The organism is Vibrio sp. RC2502 (assembly GCF_054850435.1).
The window spans coordinates 1,050,785-1,071,854 of sequence record NZ_CM141453.1 but is presented as its reverse complement, the minus strand read 5'-3'; the positions used below and the strand labels follow the sequence as shown (position 1 = coordinate 1,071,854).

General features: G+C 44.9%; 20 protein-coding genes and 1 tRNA gene. 17 read left to right on the top strand and 4 right to left on the bottom strand.

The window, feature by feature from the left end:
- The first annotated feature begins 516 nt into the window (after positions 1-516).
- The 10 genes from ACYJZR_RS05055 to ACYJZR_RS05010 all read left to right on the top strand — a co-directional run bounded on the left by ACYJZR_RS05055 (position 517) and on the right by ACYJZR_RS05010 (position 8,842).
- A tRNA-Asn gene (locus tag ACYJZR_RS05055) sits at positions 517-592 on the top strand.
- A 327-nt stretch (positions 593-919) separates the two neighbouring features.
- Positions 920-1,498, top strand: a complete 579-nt coding sequence (gene rsxA / locus ACYJZR_RS05050) for an electron transport complex subunit RsxA (RefSeq protein WP_005380762.1) — start codon at positions 920-922, stop codon at positions 1,496-1,498.
- A 3-nt stretch (positions 1,499-1,501) separates the two neighbouring features.
- Entirely contained in the window at positions 1,502-2,098 is a 597-nt protein-coding gene (rsxB, locus tag ACYJZR_RS05045; RefSeq protein ID WP_005494493.1) for an electron transport complex subunit RsxB, read from the top strand.
- Positions 2,099-2,106: 8 nt separating this feature from the next.
- The gene (gene rsxC / locus ACYJZR_RS05040) at positions 2,107-4,716 is read left to right on the top strand and encodes an electron transport complex subunit RsxC (protein WP_406965992.1); all 2,610 of its coding nucleotides are present in this window, start codon (positions 2,107-2,109) and stop codon (positions 4,714-4,716) included.
- Positions 4,716-5,762 carry an electron transport complex subunit RsxD gene (gene rsxD, locus ACYJZR_RS05035; protein ID WP_005480820.1) on the top strand — a complete coding sequence of 349 codons (1,047 nt, stop codon included), beginning with the start codon at positions 4,716-4,718 and terminating at the stop codon, positions 5,760-5,762. Before rsxC ends, rsxD begins: the two co-directional genes overlap by 1 nt.
- Before the next feature lie 7 nt (positions 5,763-5,769).
- Entirely contained in the window at positions 5,770-6,405 is a 636-nt protein-coding gene (gene rsxG / locus ACYJZR_RS05030; RefSeq protein ID WP_005494487.1) for an electron transport complex subunit RsxG, read from the top strand.
- Positions 6,402-7,094: an electron transport complex subunit E gene (locus ACYJZR_RS05025; protein ID WP_005480817.1), complete on the top strand. Its 693-nt coding sequence runs from the start codon at positions 6,402-6,404 to the stop codon at positions 7,092-7,094. The genes rsxG and ACYJZR_RS05025 overlap by 4 nt, the downstream gene beginning before the upstream one ends.
- A gap of 79 nt (positions 7,095-7,173) precedes the next feature.
- Positions 7,174-7,815, top strand: a complete 642-nt coding sequence (nth, locus tag ACYJZR_RS05020; RefSeq protein WP_021484873.1) for an endonuclease III — start codon at positions 7,174-7,176, stop codon at positions 7,813-7,815.
- Positions 7,816-7,847: 32 nt separating this feature from the next.
- Positions 7,848-8,264 carry a lactoylglutathione lyase gene (gene gloA, locus ACYJZR_RS05015; RefSeq protein ID WP_005480812.1) on the top strand — a complete coding sequence of 139 codons (417 nt, stop codon included), beginning with the start codon at positions 7,848-7,850 and terminating at the stop codon, positions 8,262-8,264.
- 143 nt (positions 8,265-8,407) lie between these two features.
- Positions 8,408-8,842: a DUF2753 domain-containing protein gene (locus ACYJZR_RS05010; RefSeq protein WP_005490627.1), complete on the top strand. Its 435-nt coding sequence runs from the start codon at positions 8,408-8,410 to the stop codon at positions 8,840-8,842.
- 212 nt (positions 8,843-9,054) lie between these two features.
- On the opposite strand, the gene motY is transcribed toward ACYJZR_RS05010, so the two are convergent.
- A complete protein-coding gene (motY, locus tag ACYJZR_RS05005) occupies positions 9,055-9,936 on the bottom strand; it encodes a flagellar protein MotY (RefSeq protein ID WP_005494483.1) in 882 nt (293 codons plus the stop codon).
- A 348-nt stretch (positions 9,937-10,284) separates the two neighbouring features.
- On the opposite strand from motY, the gene rnt reads away from it, so the two are divergent.
- Positions 10,285-10,929, top strand: coding sequence for a ribonuclease T (gene rnt / locus ACYJZR_RS05000; protein ID WP_005490636.1), 645 nt, complete (start codon positions 10,285-10,287; stop codon positions 10,927-10,929).
- Positions 10,930-10,957: 28 nt separating this feature from the next.
- The gene (locus ACYJZR_RS04995; protein ID WP_005490613.1) at positions 10,958-12,283 is read left to right on the top strand and encodes a Na+/H+ antiporter family protein; all 1,326 of its coding nucleotides are present in this window, start codon (positions 10,958-10,960) and stop codon (positions 12,281-12,283) included.
- Between the two features lie 94 nt (positions 12,284-12,377).
- Here the strand turns inward: ACYJZR_RS04995 and ACYJZR_RS04990 are convergent, their stop codons facing one another.
- Positions 12,378-13,007, bottom strand: a complete 630-nt coding sequence (locus ACYJZR_RS04990) for a DsbA family protein (RefSeq protein ID WP_005494474.1) — start codon at positions 13,005-13,007, stop codon at positions 12,378-12,380.
- Positions 13,008-13,082: 75 nt separating this feature from the next.
- A complete protein-coding gene (locus ACYJZR_RS04985; protein ID WP_005494473.1) occupies positions 13,083-13,418 on the bottom strand; it encodes a Grx4 family monothiol glutaredoxin in 336 nt (111 codons plus the stop codon).
- 317 nt (positions 13,419-13,735) lie between these two features.
- On the opposite strand from ACYJZR_RS04985, the gene sodB reads away from it, so the two are divergent.
- The 3 genes from sodB (at position 13,736) to ACYJZR_RS04970 (ending at position 15,856) form a co-directional block, all read left to right on the top strand.
- Positions 13,736-14,320 (top strand): superoxide dismutase [Fe], encoded by a 585-nt coding sequence (sodB, locus tag ACYJZR_RS04980; protein ID WP_005485383.1) that lies wholly within the window; start codon positions 13,736-13,738, stop codon positions 14,318-14,320.
- A gap of 154 nt (positions 14,321-14,474) precedes the next feature.
- Complete coding sequence (locus ACYJZR_RS04975; protein WP_005494471.1) at positions 14,475-14,978, top strand: VC2046/SO_2500 family protein; 504 nt, start codon at positions 14,475-14,477, stop codon at positions 14,976-14,978.
- Positions 14,979-15,112: 134 nt separating this feature from the next.
- The gene (locus tag ACYJZR_RS04970) at positions 15,113-15,856 is read left to right on the top strand and encodes an SDR family oxidoreductase (RefSeq protein ID WP_005494469.1); all 744 of its coding nucleotides are present in this window, start codon (positions 15,113-15,115) and stop codon (positions 15,854-15,856) included.
- A 149-nt stretch (positions 15,857-16,005) separates the two neighbouring features.
- Here ACYJZR_RS04970 and adhE read toward each other — a convergent pair whose 3' ends face one another.
- Positions 16,006-18,708: a bifunctional acetaldehyde-CoA/alcohol dehydrogenase gene (gene adhE / locus ACYJZR_RS04965; RefSeq protein WP_005461748.1), complete on the bottom strand. Its 2,703-nt coding sequence runs from the start codon at positions 18,706-18,708 to the stop codon at positions 16,006-16,008.
- 803 nt (positions 18,709-19,511) lie between these two features.
- On the opposite strand from adhE, the gene ACYJZR_RS04960 reads away from it, so the two are divergent.
- Together ACYJZR_RS04960 and ACYJZR_RS04955 are read left to right on the top strand one after the other, a co-directional pair.
- Entirely contained in the window at positions 19,512-20,150 is a 639-nt protein-coding gene (locus ACYJZR_RS04960; RefSeq protein WP_005461786.1) for a YchE family NAAT transporter, read from the top strand.
- Positions 20,151-20,185: 35 nt separating this feature from the next.
- The gene (locus ACYJZR_RS04955) at positions 20,186-21,043 is read left to right on the top strand and encodes an ion transporter (RefSeq protein ID WP_005461750.1); all 858 of its coding nucleotides are present in this window, start codon (positions 20,186-20,188) and stop codon (positions 21,041-21,043) included.
- Positions 21,044-21,070: the final 27 nt, after the last annotated feature.

Here is a 21,070-nt window from a genome sequence, read left to right as displayed (position 1 = left end):
ACCTTAGTAAACGAAATCTATGCCTAAATGATTTTTCTCACTCATTGTTAATAATTTTTGTACTTTGTCTATATGGCTATAGCCTTATTCGAGTCGCTCTGATATAGTACTTCGCCCTAGTTGATAAACACTCCTCTAATATCAACTTATAGTTTCCACAACTTTTCCCCAAAACTTCTCTAAAAAGCTCGTTATCCCCAAAAGCTCATCTTTTATCCACTTTGAATATTTTACCCACTCACTCAATAAATCACTGTTTCATTTGCCTATTTTGCGCATAAAACTGACTAAAAATGCACACAAAACAAACCACGTTGCATATAAAAGATCTTTACTCAGATCTCATCAACACACTTATCCACAATTTTAGTGGATAAGTAACTCTAGCCCTTTACTGGCAAGCACTACAAAAAAGTAAAGCGCTTTAAGCACAATTTTTTCAAAAAATGTATTTTTTTACTGTTGACACTAGTTTTAGTGCTCGGTAAGATTCGTCTCGCTTTCAAGCAAAGCAATTCCCCCTTAGTTCAGTCGGTAGAACGGCGGACTGTTAATCCGTATGTCGCAAGTTCAAGTCTTGCAGGGGGAGCCAAATTCAAGAAAAAAGCTCAGTTGAAAAACTGAGCTTTTTTCGTTTTTAATCGTCAAAAAATCGGCTTAAAACTTCTATCCACTTGCTAAGTATCGGAGGCCAACTCAATCGTTCGTATGGGCCACTCAGGACTCGCGCACTTTTCGTTAGCTCTCATTCCCCCAACAAATTATTCACCAAACTATTAATTCAGATACAAATTCATCTATCTAACTCACATTGACGGTTATTTTTCAGCCGTGTGTATAAAACCACATCGTTCACTGGTTGTTATTGGTGTCACAAAACACGATAATATTGGGATCGGATTTTAAGAACGTAATAACTATGACCGAATATGTTTTGTTGTTGGTCGGCACTGTGCTGGTGAACAACTTTGTACTGGTGAAGTTTTTGGGCTTGTGTCCATTTATGGGCGTGTCTAAAAAACTGGAAACAGCAATAGGCATGGGGTTAGCAACCACTTTTGTGCTAACCCTCGCATCTGTGTGTGCGTACTTAGTGGAAAGCTATATCTTGCGACCGCTCGGTATCGAGTACTTAAGAACCATGAGCTTTATTTTGGTGATCGCTGTCGTGGTACAGTTCACCGAGATGGTGGTACACAAAACTAGCCCGACCCTTTATCGCTTGCTTGGTATCTTCTTACCACTGATCACGACCAACTGTGCCGTATTGGGTGTTGCACTTCTCAACATCAATGAGAATCATAACTTCATCGAATCTATCATTTATGGTTTTGGTGCAGCAGTCGGTTTTTCACTTGTATTGATCCTTTTTGCTTCTATGCGTGAGCGTATCGCTGCGGCTGACGTGCCTGTTCCATTTAAAGGTGCATCGATTGCAATGATCACAGCGGGTTTAATGTCGCTTGCTTTCATGGGCTTTACAGGTTTGGTGAAGTAAACAATGAGTACGATTTTAATTGCGATCATCGCACTCGCTGTGCTTGCTGCGATTTTTGGTGCCATTCTTGGTTTTGCTTCAATTCGTTTTAAAGTTGAAGCGGATCCTATCGTGGATCAAATCGACGCGATTCTTCCACAAACACAATGTGGCCAATGTGGTTATCCAGGCTGTCGACCATACGCAGAAGCGATTGCGAATGGAGACAACATCAATAAGTGTCCTCCCGGCGGTCAAGCAACCATCGAAAAACTCGCAGACTTAATGGGTGTGGAACCTGAAGAGTCGGCACACGATCTAGACAGCAAAGTACCGACCGTTGCCTTCATTCACGAAGATATGTGTATCGGTTGTACTAAGTGTATTCAAGCTTGTCCTGTTGATGCGATTGTTGGTGGGACAAAAGCCGTTCACACGGTCATCAAAGACGAATGTACAGGCTGCGACTTGTGTGTCGCGCCATGTCCAACCGATTGTATTGAAATGATTCCTGTGGAAACCACCACAGATAGCTGGAAGTGGCAACTTAACGCCATCCCAGTGGTTAACATTACGGATGCTGCCCGCGATGCAGCGAACGTGAAAGATTCAATTAAGTAAGGTTTCGTATGTTGTCTTTGATTGAACAAATTCGTACTGGCTCGCTTTGGGACTTCCCAGGCGGTGTGCATCCGGCAGAAAACAAAAAACAATCCAATAAAGCCGACTTAGTGCGAGCATCCATTCCCGCTGAAATCATTCTTCCGCTGAAACAGCACATTGGTAAAGCGGGTAACTTGTTGGTCTCTGTTGGTGAGCACGTTTTAAAAGGACAAGCTTTAACCCAATCAGAAACGGGGTTTACAGTACCCGTACATGCGCCAACTTCTGGCACAATCACTGCCATCGAGCCTCGAACGGTGGCTCACCCTTCTGGTTTGAGCGAATTGTGCGCCGTCATCACTCCTGACGGCCAAGATACTTGGTGTGAAAAGTCACCTATCGCTGACTACACTCAAGAATCCGCCGATGCACTCATCGACATTATTCGCCTTGCTGGCATTTCAGGGATGGGTGGTGCTGGCTTCCCTACTGCGAAAAAGATCCAATCGGGCATTGCTCGTACAGAAATCCTGATTGTGAATGCAGCAGAATGTGAACCGTACATCACGGCCGATGACAAACTGATGCAGGAGCATGCCGAAGAGCTTATCCAGGGTATCGAAATCGTCGAACACATCCTTAAGCCAAAGCTGACGATCATTGGCATCGAAGATAACAAACCAGATGCCATTAAAGCGTTGGAAAGTGCCGCGCTGAACAAGGACATTGTTATTCGAGTAATCCCGACGAAATACCCGTCGGGCGGTGAAAAGCAGCTGATAAAGATTCTGACCAACAAGGAAGTTCCTAGCGGCTCTATCCCTGCAGATATTGGCATCTTGGTTCAAAACGTCGGTTCTTTATACTCGATTAAGCGCGCTATCATCGATGGCGAGCCAATAATCGAACGTGTCGTTACGTTAACCGGTAAAACCTTTAAACAGCCTCGAAACGTATGGGCGCTCTTGGGTACCCCAGTTCAAGCACTGCTCGACGAATTCGGGTACAAAGCCGATAAAAAACTTCAGCGTTTGATCATGGGCGGACCAATGATGGGCTTTACCCTACCCCACTCACAGGTTCCTATCACCAAAACGGCGAACTGTATTTTAGCTCCGACTCGTCACGAGATTTCAGCTCATCAATACGAGATGGAATGTATACGTTGTGGTCAATGTGCGGAAGCTTGTCCTGCATCTCTACTGCCACAGCAGCTTCAATGGCATGCTAAGGCCGAAGAATATGACAAGCTAGAAGAACTAAATCTAAAAGATTGTATCGAGTGTGGCGCTTGTGCGTTTGTTTGTCCAAGTGAAATTCCACTGGTGCAATATTACCGCCAAGCAAAAGCAGAAATTCGTACTCGAACTCAAGAAGCAGAAGCCGCAGAGCGTGCGAAACTGCGCTTCGAAGAGAAAAAAGCGCGTATGGAGCGCGAAAAAGCAGAACGTGAGAACCGCTTCAAGAAAGCCGCGGATGACCGTCGAAAAGAGATGAAGTCAACCGGTGGTGATGATGCGATCGCCGCAGCCATTGCTCGTGTTAAAGCACAAAAATCGAACGAAGAGAATAAAGCTGAGCCAGCAGTTAAACCTGCTGTCGCGGCAGCCATTGCCAAAGCAAAAGCGAAGCAAGCCGCAGCAGCAAAAGTTGGTGCAACTGAGCCTGACAACTCCGAAATGGCAAAACTGCGTGAAGAGCGCAAGCGTCTTGCTCGTGAACGTAAAGCAGAAAAAGAACAAAGCGAAACCCCTGCTAACAATGCTGATGACAAAAAGTCCGCAGTTGCTGCAGCAATCGCGCGCGCGAAAGCGAAAAAAGCTCAGCAGGAAGAAAACGCATCTGAAGAGCCAGAAGATAAAAAAGCTGCAGTAGCCGCTGCTATTGCTCGTGCAAAAGCGCGCAAAGCACAACAAGAAACTGAATCGCAACCTGTTGAAGAAACAGCTTCTCAAGAGCTAACCGAAGATCCGAAGAAAGCTGCAGTCACTGCTGCTATTGCTCGTGCAAAAGCGCGTAAAGCGCGACAAGAAACTGAATCTCAACCTGTTGAAGAAACCGCTTCTCAAGAGCCAACCGAAGATCCGAAGAAAGCCGCGGTCGCTGCTGCTATTGCTCGTGCAAAAGCGCGTAAAGCGCAACAAGAGACTGAATCTCAACCTGTTGCAGAAACAGCTTCTCAAGAGCCAACTGAAGATCCGAAGAAAGCCGCAGTTGCAGCCGCTATTGCTCGTGCAAAAGCGCGTAAAGCGCAACAAGAAACTGAATCTCAACCCGTTGAAGAAACAGCTTCTCAAAAGCCAGCCGAAGATCCAAAGAAAGCTGCAGTCGCTGCTGCTATTGCTCGTGCAAAAGCGCGTAAAGCGCAACAAGAGACTGAATCTCAACCTGTTGAAGAAACCGCTTCTCAAAAGCCAGCCGAAGATCCGAAGAAAGCCGCAGTCGCTGCTGCTATTGCTCGTGCAAAAGCGCGTAAAGCGCAACAAGAGACTGAATCTCAACCTGTTGAAGAAACCGCTTCTCAAGAGCCAGCTGAAGATCCGAAGAAAGCCGCGGTCGCTGCTGCTATTGCTCGTGCAAAAGCGCGAAAAGCTCAACAAGACGCGAATAAAAATAATACCGAGGAGAACGAGTAATGTCGTTTTTTATTGCCAGTTCACCGCATGCGCATAGTCGTCGCAGCACGCCTGACTTAATGAAATGGGTAGCCTTATGTGCTATCCCTGGCTTGGCAGCGCAAACTTACTACTTTGGTTGGGGCACATTAATCCAGCTGATTTTTGCTATCGCCGTTGCAGTATCACTTGAAGCACTCGTGATGATCTGTCGTAAACGCTCGCCAATGAGAGCATTACGAGACAACAGTGCAATTGTCACCGCATGGCTACTCGCCGTCGCTATTCCACCTTGGTCTCCGTGGTGGATCATAGTTATTGGTTTAATTTTTGCGATTGTGATTGCCAAACATCTTTATGGCGGCATTGGACAGAATCTATTCAACCCAGCAATGGTCGCTTACGTTGTACTTTTGATTTCCTTCCCGGTTCAAATGACCAGTTGGAGTGCACCAACACTGTTGATTCCAGACCATGTGAATTTCGCAGATACCCTCTCTTTGATTTTCACTGGTTTTGATTATGACGGTCTTTCATTGCAACAAGTTCGCGCTGGTGTTGATGGTGTAACAATGGCAACTCCACTGGATGCCTTTAAAACAGGTATTCACACGGGAGCAACCCCTAGTGAAGTGCTTTCACAGCCGATCTTTGGTGGCTTGGCTGGCATCGGCTGGCAGTGGGTGAACATAGCCTATCTGATTGGCGGCTTAGTGATGATCAAAAAACGCATCATTCAGTGGTACATTCCAGCAGGCTTTCTCGCGAGTTTGACTCTGTTTAGCCTTATTTTCAGCGTTATCACGCCGGGAGAGACGGCTTCGCCAATCTTCCACCTGCTGTCAGGCGCAACCATGCTAGGTGCGTTCTTTATTGCGACAGATCCAGTATCGGCATCTACCACAGTAAAAGGCCGCCTTATTTTTGGTGCGCTAATCGGTGCTCTTGTCTTTATTATTCGTAGTTGGGGCGGCTTCCCTGATGGGGTCGCCTTTGCGGTTCTTTTAGCCAACATGTGCGTTCCGCTTATCGACTACTACACCAAACCTAGAACTTACGGCCACTGAGGTAAACATGTTAACCGCAATTAGAAAAAATGGTCTGACACTGGCGATCTTTGCTTGCGCCACAACAGGTTTGGTCGCGTTGACTCAGTACTTAACCGAAGATCAAATCAAGCTTCAGGAACAAAAGCAGCTACTTTCAGTGCTTAATCAAGTGATTCCTGAAACGATGCACGACAACGCATTAACTCAATCATGCACGTTGGTGACGTCTCCAGAGCTTGGCACGATGCACGCGATGCCTACCTACATTGCAACCAAAAATGGCGAGCCAACAGCCATCGCCATTGAGTCGATTGCACCAGATGGCTATAACGGTGAAATCAAAGTCATCACAGGTATCGATAATCAAGGTAAGATTTTAGGTACGCGCGTACTTAGCCATCAAGAAACTCCGGGGCTAGGCGATAAAATAGATCTTCGCGTTACCAGTTGGATTCTTGGTTTCACGGGTAAGCAAGTCACCGAAGATAATTGGAATTCTTGGAAAGTTCGTAAAGATGGTGGAGACTTTGATCAGTTTACTGGCGCTACCATTACGCCTCGAGCTGTCGTCAAAGCAGTCAGAAACACCGTAAACTACGTAAATCAATCTCGTGATGAGATTCTCAGCCAGCCACTAAACTGCGCAGGAGACAATCAATGAGCGAAAACAAACAATTGATGAAGAACGGCATGTGGAGCAACAACCCAGCATTGGTTCAGCTGCTCGGTTTATGTCCTCTACTCGCCGTTTCATCGACGATCACCAACGCGCTGGGTCTTGGTATTGCCACATTACTGGTACTAGTGGGGTCTAACGTAACGGTTTCACTGATCCGTAACTATGTTCCTAAAGAGATCCGAATTCCGGTTTTCGTTATGATCATTGCGTCACTCGTAACCTGCGTCCAGCTACTAATGAATGCTTACGCTTACGGATTGTACCTATCACTGGGTATCTTTATCCCGTTGATCGTAACCAACTGTATCATCATCGGTCGCGCCGAAGCTTACGCTTCAAAAAATGATGTGCTTCCTGCCGCATTGGACGGCTTATGGATGGGACTGGGCATGACCAGTGTGCTAGTTGTGTTGGGCTCAATGCGCGAGCTTATCGGCAACGGCACATTGTTTGACGGCGCAGACTTGCTATTGGGTGACTGGGCTGCAGCGCTGCGCATTCAAGTATTCCAATTTGATAGCAGCTTCTTATTAGCACTATTACCACCAGGTGCTTTCATCGGTGTAGGACTTTTGATTGCGTTGAAAAATGTTATCGACAGCTCAATTCAGGCTCGTCAGCCGAAAGAAGAAAAACCGGCCATTGAGCGTGCTCGCGTAACTAACGCATAATATAAGAATTCTAAAATCAAGGCTCTACCACTCGTAGGGCCTTTTTCATAAACCGCAAAGACGGGTTTGGAAGTCAGCAATGAACAAAGAAAAAAGAATAGAAATTCTTGAACGATTAAGAGAAAACAACCCCAATCCTGAAACGGAACTGAACTGGAGCTCTCCATTTGAGTTACTCATCGCTGTGCTACTTTCAGCGCAAGCGACCGATGTTAGTGTCAACAAAGCCACTGACAAACTCTTCCCCGTTGCGAATACGCCACAAAGTATTCTCGATTTGGGTGTCGATGGTTTGAAGGAATACATCAAAACCATTGGCCTGTTTAACTCAAAAGCAGAAAACACCATCAAAACCTGTAAGATCTTATTAGAAAAGCATAATGGCGAAGTGCCAGAAGATCGCGCCGCTCTTGAAGCTCTTCCAGGAGTCGGCCGTAAGACCGCCAATGTCGTGCTCAACACCGCATTTGGTTGGCCAACCATTGCCGTCGATACGCACATTTATCGCGTTTCGAATCGTACTAAGTTTGCGATGGGAAAAACGGTAGATGATGTCGAGCAAAAGCTATTAAAAGTGGTACCAAAAGAGTTCAAACTCGATGTACACCACTGGTTAATTCTTCATGGTCGCTACACTTGTTTAGCGAGAAAGCCTCGCTGTGGAAGCTGCATTATTGAAGATTTGTGCGAATATAAAGAGAAAGTATACCCAGATAGTTAACGCTATCTAAAAACAGAAGCTAGGAGATAAAAATGTCAAACGGTCGAATTCTACACACTATGCTTCGCGTAGGTGATCTAGACAAATCAATCAAATTTTATACTGAAGTCATGGGCATGCAGTTGCTTCGTACCAACGAAAACAAAGAGTACGAATACACACTTGCCTTTGTTGGTTACGGTGATGAATCTCAAGGTGCCGTGATTGAACTGACTTACAACTGGGGTAAGACAGAATATGACCTAGGCACAGCATTTGGTCATATTGCAATTGGCGTAGACGACATCTACGCAACATGTGATGCAATCAAAGCCGCAGGCGGTAACGTTACTCGCGAAGCGGGCCCAGTGAAAGGTGGTACAACACACATCGCCTTTGTAAAAGATCCTGATGGTTACATGATTGAGCTTATCCAGAACAAACAAGCTTCTGCGGGTCTAGAAGGCTAGTTCATCTGATTCACTTGCATTGCAAGTCGAACCTCAATTACAGGCAGGTCTGCGATCTGCCTGTCCTTTTGTAAACAAACCACTTTACTTGATAATAATTATCGTTTAGATTCATCCCAAATTCGATACGTGGGACAACGATAATGATCAGTGAATGGGAAAAACACACACTCCTAGCCGATACTGCCCTGCAACTAGATGATCCTGTACGCAGCATTCTTCACTATCAACAAGCTTTAAGCTTAAGTGAAGACATTAGTGAATGCGTGGAAATTGAAGCAGACGAACGCCTTTTGATTTCTGTAATCTCTTGTCACAACCTCGCGCAATTTTGGCGCTGGGCTGGTGATACCGAATACGAACTCAAATATCTTCAGCTGGCATCTGAAAAAGTGCTCACACTTATTCCCCAATGCCCAAACCAGAATTGCGCAAGCTTTATTGACTCCATCGGCTGTTGCACAAAAGCACTTATCGATTTTATGAAGCGTCATCCAAACCCAGCAATTGCGAAACAAGTAGAGAAGATCGATACCGCAACCAATTGCGAAGTGATCGCTAAGTTTCGTTTAAATTAATGAGCAAAGGTCGAAAATAAGCTGACGCTCATCACTTGGAAATGACTCAACGAAAGTTAATCGACAGTAAGTAGATACTCACTAACATATACAAAGTAAGACTTGAGCGTTTTCGAGGCTCTTACTTAATTTACAAGCTAACAACGTCAATATACAAAAACGCCGGAGATTATTTCTCCGGCGTTTTTTATGTAAGCATGCTTTACTACGGCCTAAACTTGAGTTCGACCTAAAGAGATGACCACACGACGGTTCTTGTCTTTACCAATCGGCGTGCCATTATCAGCAATAGGTCGGCGCTTGCCATAACCTTGCACTTGAATACGATCCTCTGGCAAACCCAGTGATTCAAAGTAAGTACGTAGAGACTCTGCTCGTCGCTCCGATAGGCTCTGGCTTTCGCTCTTACCATCGGTTGAATCAGTGTATGTCGCCACCAGCACGAGGTCGATATCTTGATTGTGACGCACATAATCAGCAATCTGAGCAAGACGCTTTTTAGACGCTTTCGTCAGTTGGTCGCCCTGACGTTCGTAATGCAAAATCGTAAACGCAATATCTTCGAAACTGTACTTCAACAAATTGGCGATACAGTCACTAAACGCATTGTACTTACTTTGGAATAATACGGATGACAACGCGACTTCAATTCGTTGATCGCGACTTTGCCAATCTTGATAGCTGAATGTTGGGTAACGGCCTTTCTCTAATTCAGATAAAATACCCCAAGCAGTTTGACCACCGACATACCCATCAAACTGTTTGAAAAACTTCAGATTCGTGATGCGGTCAGCGTGCTCACCTGGTCGCCAAGGCGGTGGCATTGAGATCAAGCTGACATTGCGTGTTTCACCCATAGGGCGACGCATCTTAAGTTCAAAATCCAAATTGATTTTTTTACTCGCACGCGACGAAAACACCGCATCACCAAAGCTTGGAATTGGATGCACAAGCTGACATTCCAAAGGGGTATTTACCACCATTTCCCATTGTGATTGCTGCGGAGTAGCGACATAACGCTTGCCCATCACCGCGTAACTGTTTGCGCTAAGCAGTGAAAGCATGACACCACTGGTTATCAGCCATTTATTCATCTAGTACAATCTCTCAAACGGCAGTCTTTTGCCGTTAATTGGAATCATTAAAACTACAACGATTGTCATGCAAAAATCCCGCCAATGCTCTAACTTTCTTGGTGAGAGTATCAAAATGAACGATTCTAGCTCTGATTTCTCCCATAAATGCCGCTAAATCGTATCTATTCCCGAGTTAAATATGCACCTGCGTGATACAAAAATCGGTACTTGTGTTCTTTATCTCAAGCGCCGCGCGAGCTTATTGATTAGATGGAAAATAGAATTCCGTTTTTCTCCGAAATTGCGGTTTTTCTCATCGATATAATCTGCAATAATGCAGCCTTCGTCACACAAAAATAAGCCAACATGACAATAGAAAATGAAGCCCTAACCCTGAAAAAGCGTTTTCGTGGTTATTTCCCAGTGGTTGTTGACGTTGAGACCGCTGGTTTCAATGCTCAAACCGATGCACTTTTAGAAATCTGCGCCGTCACCCTTCGTATGGATGAAGAAGGCGTTCTGCATCCAGCCTCCACTATTCATTTTCATATTGAACCTTTTGAAGGCGCGAATTTAGAGAAAGAAGCGCTTGAGTTTAATGGTATTCGTGACCCTTTCAGCCCATTACGCGGTGCAGTTTCTGAACAAGAAGCATTAAAAGAAATTTATAAGCTGATTCGTAAAGAACAAAAAGCATCTGATTGCTCACGTGCAATAATGGTTGCACATAACGCCGCTTTCGACTTAAGTTTTGTTAATGCAGCGAACGAGCGCTGCAAGTTAAAAAGAGTCCCTTTTCATCCCTTTGCTACTTTTGACACCGCCACATTAAGCGGCCTTGCTTATGGTCAAACTGTTCTCGCTAAAGCATGCAAAACGGCAGGGATGGAATTCGACAATCGTGAAGCGCACTCTGCCCTTTACGATACACAAAAAACTGCAGAGTTATTCTGTGGCATCGTGAACAAATGGAAGGCCCTCGGCGGTTGGCCGCTTGTTAACGAAGAATAATAAGTAAACACAACATATTGGGAATAGTATGAATCCTGTCGTTATCTCAGTTTGCGTCATGCTCGTGTTAGCATTGATGCGTGTAAACGTGGTGGTCGCCCTCACGTTTAGTGCCATTGTTGGTGGCCTTGTTGCGGGAATGAGCTTAGGCGATACCGTAGCGGCCTTCGAAAGTGGCTTAGGTGGCGGTGCAACGATTGCACTTAGCTACGCTATGCTTGGCACATTCGCCGTTGCCATTTCTAAATCTGGTATCACTGACCTGCTCGCAAAAAGCGTGATTAAACGCCTAAACGGCAAAGAAAGTGCGGCATCGACTACTGGCCTTAAATACGCTGTATTAGTGGCGTTAGTGCTCGTAACCATGTCTTCTCAGAACGTAATTCCTGTTCATATCGCCTTTATTCCAATTTTGATTCCACCTCTTTTGGGCGTATTTGCGAAGCTTAAACTGGATCGTCGCTTAATTGCGTGTGTGCTGACTTTTGGTCTGATTACACCTTACATGGTGCTTCCTGTTGGTTTTGGCGGCATCTTCTTAAACAACATCTTGCTAAAAAACCTGCATGACAACGGTTTAGAGAACGTTGTCGCAAGCCAAGTACCAACCGCAATGTTGCTTCCTGGCGCGGGTATGATTTTTGGTTTGCTACTGGCCATTTTTGTTAGCTACCGAAAACCTCGCGAGTACAAAGAAACAGAGCTGACGGTGGTTCACGAAACCGACCACAGCATTAACAAACAGCACATCCTAGTGGCTGCACTTGGTATTATTGCCGCGCTTGGTGTTCAGCTTTACACCGGCTCAATGATCATCGGTGCTCTCGCTGGCTTTATGGTGTTCACGTTTGGTGGCGTTATCGCATGGAAAGAAACCCACGACGTATTCACCAAAGGCGTTCACATGATGGCGATGATCGGCTTTATTATGATCGCAGCCGCGGGTTTTGCAGCGGTAATGAAACAAACCGGTGGCGTAGAAACCCTAGTTCAGTCACTGTCTACAAGCATTGGTGACAACAAACCGCTTGCAGCGCTACTTATGCTGGTTGTTGGTCTGTTGGTAACCATGGGTATTGGTTCTTCATTCTCGACGATTCCAATTCTTGCAACCATCTACGTTCCGCTTTCTTTGGCGTTTGGTTTCTCACCAATGGCAACGATCGCATTAGTAGGTACAGCTGCAGCGCTAGGTGATGCAGGTTCTCCTGCATCCGACTCAACATTGGGCCCAACTTCTGGCCTAAATGCTGACGGCCAGCACGAACACATTTGGGAAACGGTTGTTCCAACCTTCATCCACTACAATATCCCACTGATCATCTTCGGTTGGATCGCTGCAATGGTGCTTTAGTATCAAGTTTTCTAACAGAAAAGACTGATACCTTTGCTAACAAAAAAACCGCTCGATATGAGCGGTTTTTTTAATTCAATCGAAAACGAAGCCACTATTGCGCTGGCATGTTTTCGATAATGCGTTCACGAATCAACTTAAGCGTTGGCTCGGTCGATAGGTAATCCACCTCAATTGGGAAATACGCATCGTTGATTTGCAGCACCAAACTAGGGTAAGAGTTAACACCCAAACTTTTCGCTAAACTCAGTTGGTCTTGGAATACACCTTCCAATAACGTGCCATCCATATCATTTTTAAACTGCTGCACATTCAAGCCAATCTCTTTCGCTAATTGAAGATGCGTTGCTTCTTCATGAGGCGGCATTGCACGTAGATAATAGGCGTGCTGAATCGCTTCGAGCATTTGCTCATACGAATCTTGAAATCCCGCGGCGATAACAGCGCGGCATGATTGATACGTACTTCTCACTGGTGTGCACAGTTTCCAGAAATCGTAATTAAACTTGGTGCCTAGCTGAGTTTCGATTTGCTTCCAAATCCCCTCAAGCTTTTGTTGCATTTCTGGCGGCATTGGCAAATTAGTATCTGGTGCAAGCCCACCCACCACATACTCAAACTGAATCACACCTGGCAGTTGTTGTTTTAGTTTTTCGATGGTTGGTTTGTATCCCCAGCACCAACTGCACATAGGGTCATGTACGTAGTAAAGCTTTATGTTCATTCCACTAACCTAAAAAAGAAAAAGGAGCCAATGCGGCTCCCTCGTATTCTATCGCCAAATGTAAGTATTTACGAATTACTCAGCTTGACCTTCAGCGCGTGCTGCAGCTTCTTTGATTAGAGGCTGAAGTTCACCCTTCTGGAACATTTCCAGAATGATGTCACAACCACCAATTAGCTCACCTTCAACCCATAGTTGTGGGAACGTTGGCCATTGTGCGTATTTTGGTAGCTCAGCGCGGATGTCTGGGTTTTGTAGAATGTCTACGTAAGCGAACTTCTCGCCACATGCCATTAGCGCTTGTGATGCTTGAGAAGAGAAACCACAGCTTGGCAGTTTCGGTGAGCCTTTCATGTACAGCAGGATTGAGTTTTCAGAGATCTGCTGTTTGATTTTGTCGATAGTTTCCATCGCTTCCTCATTCATGGATGTGAACTTGTTTATTTGCCACATTCTACTCAATAACGACAGAATAAAAACCATATAATTGATGCGGTTTATACTGAGATGATTTAAAAGCAAAAAGTTTGACCGCTTACTACCACTTCGTTGGTAAGTGGAGGAGCATGAACAACACTTAGCATCTCAAAATATTTTCATATCGGGGTTTTAATAAAGTAAAAACTTGCTAAAATACCTAGCAAGTCAGCCGTAAAGGCTACATAGCTATAAAAAAACACTGGAAGCAATCGAAAGGTTAACCTTTCATATCAATGGAGAATCGAGTAATGGCATTTGAACTACCAGCTCTTCCTTACGCGAAAGACGCACTAGAACCACACATCTCAGCAGAGACTCTAGACTACCACCACGGTAAGCACCACAACACTTACGTTGTTAAGCTTAACGGTCTTATCCCTGGTACTGAGTTCGAAGGCAAAACTCTAGAAGAGATCATCAAGACTTCTACTGGTGGCGTATTCAACAACGCAGCGCAAATCTGGAACCACACGTTCTACTGGCACTGTCTTGCTCCAAACGCGGGCGGCGAACCAACTGGCGCAGTTGCAGACGCAATCAACGCAGCATTCGGTTCTTTCGAAGAATTCAAAGCGAAGTTCACTGACGCAGCAATCAACAACTTCGGTTCTTCATGGACTTGGCTAGTTAAGAAAGCTGACGGTTCTCTAGAAATCGTTAACACTTCTAACGCAGCAACGCCACTAACAGAAGAAGGTACTACTCCACTTCTAACTGTTGACCTATGGGAACACGCGTACTACATCGATTACCGCAACGTACGTCCTGATTACATGAACGGCTTCTGGGCTCTTGTAAACTGGGACTTCGTAGCTGAGAACTTAGCGAAGTAATTGACTTCCCCCTAGTTCAATTTAGTCTTATTTTAAAAGCTCGCTGAATCAGCGAGCTTTTTCTTTTCTCGCTTAAAAATACCCATTTAATCTCTTCTTTTTCCTAAAGTTCTTCTTTGATGCGCCGTTATAAAAGCATCTCAAGAGGAACATCATGCAAATTCATACGTTAGACAAAGCAGCAATTATCAACGAAATTCAGTTCGGCAACGGTATCAACCATGCTGTTCACGAAGGTCGTCGTGCCGATTTTTCGCTGATTTTGTCTATGTTCTCAAACGATGTTCGAGATGTCGTACCGGTTGAAGAAATTAAAGAAACGGCCACAAGCGACGAGATTCTTCGTCAACAGTTTGGGCTCTCTCAGCCTCAAGCTTTGCGCTCCGATAGCAGCAGCTACGAACTCGCCGCATTACAAGCGAAACAATTCCATAATGCGGGTCTGCCATCTGCAAAGTTAAGCCACTACCTAAAACCAGACGCCCTAACCTACTTGCCAGAAGATACGTTCGATCTTCCTGAAGACGTTTATCATAATTTGTCAGGCCATGAGCGCCGCACTTTAGGTGAGCGCAACAAGAGCCTTATCCCTGATGCGGGCCTCTACAATCAGCTAGTGACGGCTCAACGTCAGTATCAGATCCAAGCTCAAGCATAGAGATCAGCTTTTCATCCAACAGCTTGCAGTATCAACACGTCAGAAATGTGACGCCTTACAAATTACCGCACAATAGTCCTTACTCGAAAGCGTTAGTTTGAGGCCTTTCACACTGAGCTCAACGATTTTCAACCATGCTGATAGCACAAACCACTGGTGTATTGTTTTTCACACATGGATACAGTGAAGGTGTTATGGATATTAAAGAGTCAATCATTCTCGTCACATCTGCGGGTTCGGTCATCGGAAGAACGTGCTCCAGCCATTTCGCTCACCTCGGAGCGACGTTGATCCTGTGTGACCAAAATTCAAGCGCCCTAAAGGCGAGTTATGATCAGATCCGCGCATTTACCGACAAAGTCTATGCAATGAATGTGTGTAGTGATAACCCCACATCCATAAATCTATTGTTTGATCAGATAGAATCGCAGCTAAGAGCAACGCCAGATGTTATCGTTAATTGCTGGACGAGCTCACCGATGCCAAGCCTAATGGCGCCAGAACCAATGAGTATCTATATCGACCACCTATCTTCCGCGGCACGTTTTCTCTATACCTACGGGCAAGTCGGCGCGGAACGATTTAGAGCGCGCAATAAAAAAGGCGTGATCGTGAATGTCATTTCGCACGATAACCACGAAGATCTGACTGGTGTTGAAAGCATGGCGGCTTTGGTGTCTGGCTTTACGCACAGCTGGGCAAAAGAGCTCACCCCTTTCAATATCCGCGTCGGCGGCGTCATTCCCTCTGTCAGTCATACACGAGAGGATCTTGACGAAAGGCACTGGGCAGAGATCCAAGACGAACTGGTCCGTAACACAGCGTACATCGTCGCGAATGAATACTTCAGTGGCCGAGTAGTTGCGACCGAAGTGTAAACATACACCATTACTCTGTGTTTCCCGGCTCCGATGTAAGCAACCTCCAGCTCCTAAACAAAAAAAGCCCCAGTCATTTGACTGGGGCTTTAACCTTTTCCCGATTAAGGTTTCGTGCTAGCGAAAACCTTACTCAAAGCGACTCTTAATTACGCGTCAGCTTTTTCTTTTTTAGCTTTAGGAGCAGATTTCGCTGCTTCTTGGTCTGCTTTCTTCTTGATTACTGTAGTACCTTCGAAAGTTTCACCTTCAACGAAAGCTTTACCGTAGTAAGAAGCTAGTAGAACGTCTTTTAGCTCGCTAATTAGAGGGTAGCGAGGGTTCGCACCAGTACATTGGTCATCGAACGCTTCAACCGCTAGCTCGTCTAGTTTCGCTACGAAGTCAGCTTCAGCAACACCTGCCGCTTGGATAGACATTGGGATGTCTAGGTTAACTTTTAGTTCATCCAACCATGCTAGTAGACGTTCAATCTTCTGAGCAGTGCGGTCACCAGCTTGGCTTAGGCCTAGGTGGTCTGCAACTTCAGCGTAACGACGACGTGCTTGTGGACGGTCGTATTGAGAGAACGCAGTTTGTTTAGTTGGGTTGTCGTTCGCGTTGTAACGTACCACGTTAGAGATTAGTAGTGCGTTAGCTAGGCCGTGTGGCAAGTGGAACTCTGCACCTAGTTTGTGCGCCATTGAGTGACAAACACCTAGGAATGCGTTCGCAAATGCCACACCAGCGATAGTTGCTGCGTTGTGTACTTTTTCACGAGCGATTGGGTCGTTTGCACCGTTCGCGTAGCTTGATGGTAGGTATTCTTTTAGCATCTTAAGTGCTTGAAGAGCCTGACCGTCAGAGTATTCGTTCGCAAGAACAGATACGTAAGCTTCTAGAGCGTGAGTTACTGCATCGTAACCACCGAATGCTGTTAGAGACTTAGGCATGTTCATTACTAGGTTCGCATCAACGATAGCCATGTTTGGCGTGATTTCGTAGTCAGCTAGTGGGTACTTAGCACCAGTCTTGTCGTCAGTAACAACTGCGAATGGAGTAACTTCTGAACCAGTACCTGAAGTTGTAGTGATACATACAAGCTCAGCTTTTTTACCCATTTTAGGGAACTTGTAGATACGTTTACGGATGTCCATAAAGCGCATTGCTAGTTCTTCAAAGTGAGTTTCTGGGTGCTCGTACATTACCCACATGATTTTCGCTGCATCCATTGGAGAACCACCGCCTAGCGCTAGGATAACGTCAGGTTGGTAGCTAGCCATTTGAGCCGCACCTTTTTCTACTACAGATAGTGTTGGGTCAGCTTCAACATCGAAGAATGTTTGAACTTCCATGCCTTGAGCTTTCAGTAGGCTTACTACGTCATCTGCGTAACCGTTGTTGAATAGGAAACGGTCAGTTACTAGGAATGCGCGTTTCTTGCCTTCTAGGTCGCCAAGTGCGATTGGAAGGCTGCCACGACGGAAGTAGATTGACTTAGGTAGTTTATGCCACAACATGTTTTCAGCTCGCTTCGCTACAGTTTTCTTGTTGATTAGGTGCTTAGGACCTACGTTCTCAGAGATAGAGTTACCACCCCATGAACCACAACCTAGAGTTAGAGAAGGTGCAACGTTGAAGTTGTACAAGTCACCGATACCACCGTGTGTAGTCGGGATATTGATTAGGATACGAGCAGTCTTCATCTTGTCACCGAAGTAACGGATGCGGTCTGCATTCACGTCTTGGTTAGTGTATAGACCAGATGTGTGACCGATACCGCCGATCTCTACCATTGTTACTGCTTGAGCAACTGCATCTTCGAAGTTGTCAGCACGGAACATACCTAGAGTTGGAGACAGTTTCTCGTGAGCAAATGCGTCATCGTAAGATACTTTGCCTAGGCCTTCACCGATAAGCACTTTAGTATCTGCAGGAACTTTAACACCCGCCATTTCAGCGATAGCTGTAGCTGGTTGACCAACGATTTTCGCGTTTAGCGCGCCGTCGATTAGAAGCACTTTACGTACTTTGTCAGCATCTGTTTTAGATAGAACGTGAGCTTTATGAGAAGCAAAGCGCTCTTTTACTTCGTCGTAAACTTCGTCAACTACGATTACAGCCTGCTCAGAAGCACATACTACGCCGTTATCGAAAGTTTTAGACATTAGTACAGAAGCAACTGCACGTTTGATGTCTGCTGTTTCATCGATAACTACAGGAACGTTACCTGCACCTACACCGATTGCTGGCTTACCAGAAGAGTAAGCTGCTTTAACCATGCCTGGACCACCAGTCGCAAGGATAAGAGCGATGTCATCGTGTTTCATTAGAGCGTTTGATAGCTCAACTGAAGGTTGGTCGATCCAACCGATGATGTCTTTTGGTGCACCTGCTGCTACTGCTGCATCTAGAACAAGTTTAGCTGCATCGTTAGTAGAGTTTTTCGCACGTGGGTGTGGTGAGAAGATGATACCGTTACGAGTCTTCAGAGAGATTAGAGATTTGAAGATCGCTGTAGATGTAGGGTTAGTTGTTGGTACGATACCGCAGATGATACCAACAGGTTCAGCGATAGTCATAGTACCTAGGTTGTCATCCTCTTCTAGGATGCCACACGTTTGTTCGTCTTTGTATTTGTTGTAGATAAACTCAGAAGCAAAGTGGTTCTTGATTACTTTATCTTCAACAATACCCATACCAGATTCTTCTACCGCTTGTTGCGCTAGAGGGATACGAGCTTGGTTAGCTGCAAGAGACGCTGCACGGAAGATTTTGTCTACTTGCTCTTGAGAGTAAGTAGCGAACTCTTCTTGCGCTTTCTTAACGCGAGCAATCATTGCATCTAGTTCAGCCATATTAGTTACAGGCATAGGGATTCTCCTAAAATTAACAAATATTAAAAACTTTTTATTAAGGCAATTGTCTTTCGTTTTTACTGTTTATCAGTCACTTAGAGAACAAACGTCTTAGTAAATTGCTTTCAGGACTGAGTATAATATTTCAGAGTGTGAAAAAAATTGACTTGGATCAGTTCTCACACTCGAAATACCACCAAAGTAGTGGTTAACCACAACAATTTAATGTAACTATTTGATAAACAAATAAATTAAACCAACTTATTTATTGCATAAAAAACAAGCAAACAGACAAAAAAATAAAAGAAACAACAACAACCTGTAAAAAAGTTTCATTTTTAGCCAACAAAATTACATGTAGGCCTAATTTTTTGTGCTACTGAGAGTATATCGAATCAAATACATCTCTCTACAAACCACCTTTGTTTTTATCAAAAATGTGCGAATGTTAACGTTTGTGTAAAACAGCACAATTTCACAGCAACATCCTATGTAACATTTCACCCTCACATTAGATACATTTTATTAAAAAATTAGTTTTTCTCACAAATAGTGGGGTCAATACGTTAGTTTTTTTCATTTCTTCCTAATGCACTTTTGCCTTACATTTAGCGCCGAAAACCAATCTGGAATCTGGTAAGTAGATGTTCCAATAATTGCGCAGAAATTCGATAAGAACAAAGGTGCGTATCGCAGTTATCCATCCCTTTCTAACTGTAGTCACCTCCCACGAATTTACTTAGCAACAAAACCCGATAGATTGGTGTAAATTTACCCTTTCCGTTTTTCACTAATGTGAACATTTACGAGTACGCAATATGCAGACTTTAGAGCTAGCCATTTTCCTGCAGTTTTTCTTGGGGTTGGTTGCCGCCGTTAACCCTGTAGGCATCATGCCTGTTTTCGTGTCTTTAAGCGGACATATGACACCAGAAGAAAAGATCAAAACCGCGACAACAGCCAATGTGGCAGTGGCCGTGATCCTGATCATTTCCCTGCTTGCAGGTCAGTTACTGTTGGATATGTTCAGTATTTCACTGGATTCATTCCGAGTGGCGGGTGGCTTGCTGCTGTTAAGCATCGCCTTTTCGATGATGAGCGGTAAGCTCGGTGAGGATAAGCAGAACAAACAAGAAAAATCTGAGTACGTTAGCCGCGAACAGATCGGCGTTGTACCACTAGCGATGCCTCTAATGGCTGGTCCTGGTGCAATCAGCTCAACAATCGTTTATGGCGCGCGTTACCCAAGTATGTTCGATACCGTGGGCATCGTTATCACGATTGGTCTGTTTTGCCTTTGTTCTTGGTTGCTATTTCGTTCGGCACCTTTGATCGTTCGTTTCTTGGGTCAAACAGGCATCAACGTGATCACACGTATCATGGGTTTGATTCTTGGTGCGCTAGGCATCGAGTTTATTGCAAACGGCTTACGTAACTTGTTCCCTGGATTAGCCTGATTTTATTAATGACGTTATGATAGAGCGATTCAACAATGGATCGCTTTGTCATGACGACTCACTCTCTAAAAAATACACTTTACGTCACTATATTTGGCACCCACACCAAAGCCGGCCGTGCTTTTGATATCGCGCTTATTATTGCCATCATCAGCTCGTTAGCTGTTCTCGTTCTAGATTCCATTCCCTCGGTACGTGCTGAGTGGGCAAAAGAACTGAAGTACCTTGAATACACCTTCACCGGCCTGTTTACCATTGAGTACTTGCTACGTCTGTATTGCTCGCCAAAACCGGTGGCGTACGCAAAAAGTTTCTACGGTATTGTCGATCTGTTGGCGATTATCCCAACTTACTTAGTATTGTTCTTCCCATCCGCCTCTTTCATGGGCGTGATCAGAGCACTACGTGTGATGCGTATTTTTCGTATCTTGAAGTTGGTGAGGTACCTGCAAGAGTCCAACATTTTGTTGCGCTCATTACTAATGGCTCGCAGAAAGATCTTCATCTTCTTCACAACCGTCGCCATTTTGGTCACGATTTTCGGTTCATTGATTTTTATTGTTGAAGGGCCAGAAAACGGGTTTACCAGTATTCCGAAAAGTATTTATTGGGCTATTGTGACCATAACCACCGTGGGATATGGAGATTTGGTTCCGCAAACTAACTTAGGTAAAGCGCTGGCATCTATAACCATGCTCTTGGGTTACTCGATTCTCGCGGTTCCGACAGGGATATTTACAGCTGAGCTACATCAAGAGATGCAATCCCACAAAGTACTGGTGAAGTGCCCTAACTGCTCTCAAGCTGGACATGACTCGGACGCTATCTACTGTAAACATTGTGGAAGTGAGTTGGCCGACCCGGACAAAAGAGTGGTTCGAGGTGAAGGTTAAAATAGAAGGTTAAAAAAAGAGCTCCTA

Bases quoted from the DNA above. Each gene is read 5' to 3' on its own strand.
- rsxA (WP_005380762.1), top strand. From the start codon at position 920: ATGACCGAATATGTTTTGTTGTTGGTCGGCACTGTGCTGGTGAACAAC.
- rsxB (WP_005494493.1), top strand. From the start codon at position 1,502: ATGAGTACGATTTTAATTGCGATCATCGCACTCGCTGTGCTTGCTGCG.
- rsxC (WP_406965992.1), top strand. From the start codon at position 2,107: ATGTTGTCTTTGATTGAACAAATTCGTACTGGCTCGCTTTGGGACTTC.
- rsxD (WP_005480820.1), top strand. From the start codon at position 4,716: ATGTCGTTTTTTATTGCCAGTTCACCGCATGCGCATAGTCGTCGCAGC.
- rsxG (WP_005494487.1), top strand. From the start codon at position 5,770: ATGTTAACCGCAATTAGAAAAAATGGTCTGACACTGGCGATCTTTGCT.
- ACYJZR_RS05025 (WP_005480817.1), top strand. From the start codon at position 6,402: ATGAGCGAAAACAAACAATTGATGAAGAACGGCATGTGGAGCAACAAC.
- nth (WP_021484873.1), top strand. From the start codon at position 7,174: ATGAACAAAGAAAAAAGAATAGAAATTCTTGAACGATTAAGAGAAAAC.
- gloA (WP_005480812.1), top strand. From the start codon at position 7,848: ATGTCAAACGGTCGAATTCTACACACTATGCTTCGCGTAGGTGATCTA.
- ACYJZR_RS05010 (WP_005490627.1), top strand. From the start codon at position 8,408: ATGATCAGTGAATGGGAAAAACACACACTCCTAGCCGATACTGCCCTG.
- motY (WP_005494483.1), bottom strand. From the start codon at position 9,936: ATGAATAAATGGCTGATAACCAGTGGTGTCATGCTTTCACTGCTTAGC.
- rnt (WP_005490636.1), top strand. From the start codon at position 10,285: ATGACAATAGAAAATGAAGCCCTAACCCTGAAAAAGCGTTTTCGTGGT.
- ACYJZR_RS04995 (WP_005490613.1), top strand. From the start codon at position 10,958: ATGAATCCTGTCGTTATCTCAGTTTGCGTCATGCTCGTGTTAGCATTG.
- ACYJZR_RS04990 (WP_005494474.1), bottom strand. From the start codon at position 13,007: ATGAACATAAAGCTTTACTACGTACATGACCCTATGTGCAGTTGGTGC.
- ACYJZR_RS04985 (WP_005494473.1), bottom strand. From the start codon at position 13,418: ATGGAAACTATCGACAAAATCAAACAGCAGATCTCTGAAAACTCAATC.
- sodB (WP_005485383.1), top strand. From the start codon at position 13,736: ATGGCATTTGAACTACCAGCTCTTCCTTACGCGAAAGACGCACTAGAA.
- ACYJZR_RS04975 (WP_005494471.1), top strand. From the start codon at position 14,475: ATGCAAATTCATACGTTAGACAAAGCAGCAATTATCAACGAAATTCAG.
- ACYJZR_RS04970 (WP_005494469.1), top strand. From the start codon at position 15,113: ATGCTGATAGCACAAACCACTGGTGTATTGTTTTTCACACATGGATAC.
- adhE (WP_005461748.1), bottom strand. From the start codon at position 18,708: ATGCCTGTAACTAATATGGCTGAACTAGATGCAATGATTGCTCGCGTT.
- ACYJZR_RS04960 (WP_005461786.1), top strand. From the start codon at position 19,512: ATGCAGACTTTAGAGCTAGCCATTTTCCTGCAGTTTTTCTTGGGGTTG.
- ACYJZR_RS04955 (WP_005461750.1), top strand. From the start codon at position 20,186: ATGGATCGCTTTGTCATGACGACTCACTCTCTAAAAAATACACTTTAC.